This window comes from Streptomyces sp. NPDC127092 (genome assembly GCF_042722475.1).
Classification (GTDB): domain Bacteria; phylum Actinomycetota; class Actinomycetes; order Streptomycetales; family Streptomycetaceae; genus Streptomyces.
This window is the reverse complement of record NZ_JBHXFE010000109.1, coordinates 1-2,999: the sequence shown is the minus strand read 5'-3', so window position 1 is coordinate 2,999 and position 2,999 is coordinate 1. Positions and strand designations below refer to the sequence as shown.

General features: G+C 68.1%; 2 protein-coding genes. Both read left to right on the top strand.

The window, feature by feature from the left end; all coding sequences use genetic code 11:
• Positions 1-1,220: ATP/GTP-binding protein (locus ACFWJO_RS37515; RefSeq protein WP_386872604.1), on the top strand; the 1,220-nt coding region annotated here is incomplete at its 5' end.
• A gap of 49 nt (positions 1,221-1,269) precedes the next feature.
• A complete protein-coding gene (locus tag ACFWJO_RS37510; RefSeq protein ID WP_386872602.1) occupies positions 1,270-2,910 on the top strand; it encodes a type IV secretory system conjugative DNA transfer family protein in 1,641 nt (546 codons plus the stop codon).
• Positions 2,911-2,999: the final 89 nt, after the last annotated feature.

Genomic DNA, 2,999 nt, shown 5'->3' with positions numbered 1-2,999 from the left:
TCTCCAACCCGTCCGCGTTCGTGCTGGGCCAGCCGGGTCTGGGAAAGACCTCCCTGGTCCACCGCATCATCACGGTGCTCTCCAACTGGGGCGTGATCCCGCTGATCCTGGCCGACTCGCGGCCGGACTACGTTCACACCATCCGCTCCCTCGGCGGTCAGGTCATCACGTTCTCGCCCGGCCACGGACACATCAACCCGCTGGACCTGGGGCCGATGGTGCATCGGCTGCACCAGATCAAGGACGCTTCGGCCCGACAGGTCGCCTTGGACGAGATGACCTCGCGCCGGCTCTCGCTGATGAAGGGCCTCGTGGGCATGATGCTGGGTCAACCTCTGGCCCCCCATGAGGCGTCGGTGCTGGCCCTGGCTGTGCAGATGCTCGATCCTGAGTTGAAAAACCCGCCGCTGATCCCCCAGCTGACCGCGTTCATCCAGTCGGCACCGGAGGAGCTGCGGGCCGTGGCGCTGACGTATGAGGACGTGGACGCCTACAACACGCGCGTTCAGGGCTTGCTCGACGCGCTCATTTCGCTGGGTCCGGCCGGCCCCTACGGCACCTTGTTCAGTGAGCCGACGTCGGAGCACCTGGAGCTGGGACGCCCGGCCGTGTTCGACATTTCCGGGGTGAACGAGAACGACGCAGTTCTCATGGCTGCCGTCCAGTCGCTGTGCTGGAACCTGGGCTCGGCCACCGTCTCGGCCGAATCCCACCTCGCGGCCGACGAGGGCCGACGCCGCCGTACCTACCTGCTGGTCATGGACGAGCTGTGGCGGGTGCTGCGCGCCTCCGATGACATGGTGCATTTCATCGACGCGATCACCCGCCTGAACCGTGGGCGGGGCATCGGCCAGATCATGGTCACGCACACCATGAAGGATTTGAAGCTCTCCGAGCAGCACCTCACCGATGTGGCGTGGGGCTTCGTGGAGCGGTCCGCGATGGTCTTCCTCGGCGGGCTGTCCGAGGGCGAGATGGGCAACCTGGAAGAAGTGTTCGCACTCACGCGGGCAGAAGTCTCCCAGCTCTCAGACTGGATCGGTGAGGCCCCCGTGGACCCGTGGACCGGCCGGGCCGGGCTGCGGCCGGGCGCGGGCAACTTCCTGTTGAAGACCGGCAAGGAGGCTGGCATCCCGTTCCACACGCAGCTCACGGCGCTGGAGAAGGACAACACGAACACGAACCGGGATTGGGAGATGACCAACGTTGACGTTCTCTGATCCTCGCGCGGGCCGGCGCGCTCAGCCGGGAATGGCGGACACCGGATGGATGATCGCCACGGGCGCACTGTGCATGGTGCTGTGCCTGGCCGGCGTCTGGGCCGGGGTGGGACTGCTCACCGCTGGCGCGCCGGCCGGGTCCGGGCTGCTTGACGTGGTGATGCTCCAGGCTCGGGGCCAGCTGCCCGTGAGCGTCTGGCAGATCGTGGCCCTCGTGGGCGCGCTCGTGGTGCTGGCGCTGCTGGGTATGGCCGGGTGGAAAGTCGCCGGCGGTGGTGCGAGCTCGCGCGTGGACCACCTGGCCCGGTCCATGTCCCGGCCGCGCGACTTCAAGGAGATGACCGGCGCGGCCGCGACCAAGGACGCTGCCCGCCTCCACGCGGACGCCGCCGGGCCGGGCGTGCCGCTGGCCAAGCTCACGAACGGGGGGCGGATGCTCTATGCCTCGTGGGAGTGGGTGCAGACCTGGATCATGGGTCCGCGCGCGGGCAAGACCACTTGTGTCTGCGTGCCGCAGATCGTGGAGACCAACGGCCCGGTGCTGGCGACCTCCAACAAACGGGACATTGTGGACCTCACGCGCGGGCCTCGCTCGGAGAAGGGCGTCGTGTGGGTCCACGACGTGCAGGGGATCATCGGTGAGCCGGCGTCGTGGTGGTGGAACCCGCTGACGTTCGTGACCTCGATGATGCGCGCCGAAGCTCTCACAGACGTGTTCGTGTCCTCTGCCACGACGACGGGGGCGCAGGCGGACGCCTATTTTGAGGCTGACGGTAAGCGGCTGCTCTCTCACCTCTTCTTTGCCGCCGCCGTGTCGGGCCGGCCGATCACGGACGTGGCCCGGTGGGCACAAGACCCCGAGGACGACGCTCCGGTGCGTGAGCTGCGCGCCGCCGGGCACGGCCAGCTGGCCGAGTCCCTGGCTCAGATTCAGGGCCTCACGCCCAAACAGCGTGATGGCGTCTACGGCACGATGCGCCCGTGGGTGAACGTGCTCACCTACGACTCGGTGATCCCGTGGATTCGGGACACCGGGGAAGTCGGCCGGCCTGAGTTCGACCACCGCCGCTTCGCGTCCACTACTGACACTCTGTTCCTGATTTCCAAGGAGGGTGCTGGGACGGCGCGGGCGATCACCGGCGCGCTGACGATGGCGATTCTCACGGAGGCCGAGGAGCACGCGGCATCTCTGCCCTCGGGGCGGCTCTCCCCGCCGCTGATGGGCGTGCTCGATGAGGTGGCGAACGTGTGCCGCTGGCGACAGCTGCCGGACGTGTATTCACACTACGGCTCGCGCGGGATCGTGCTCTCCTCGTTCTTCCAGGGCTGGGATCAGGGCGTGGAGGCTTTCGGGCGCGAGGGGATGCGGAAACTCTGGAACGCCTCGAACGTTCGCGTGGCCGGCTCAGGGCTTCAAGATGATGGCTTCCTGCCGTTCTTGTCCCAGGTGATCGGGGATCGTGACGTGGTGCGCCGCAGCTCCTCCGCCGGCGGCCGCGGCGGACGCTCGGTGTCCACGTCGGTGCAGCGCGAACGCGTGCTCGACGTGTCGGACCTGACGGCGATGCCGCGCGGGCGGGCCGTGATGACTACCTCGGGCGCCCCGGCGGCTCTGGTGACGCTCACCCACTACAGCACCAAGCCCTACGCGTCCGCCGTCTCGGCATCCCAGCAGCACTACGAGCCCTGAGCCACCCGCACACGAAAGCGGCGGCCCCCCCCAAGGGGGGGGGGGTTCTTGTTTCCCCGGTGGGGGGGCCGAAACAACCAAACAGGGAT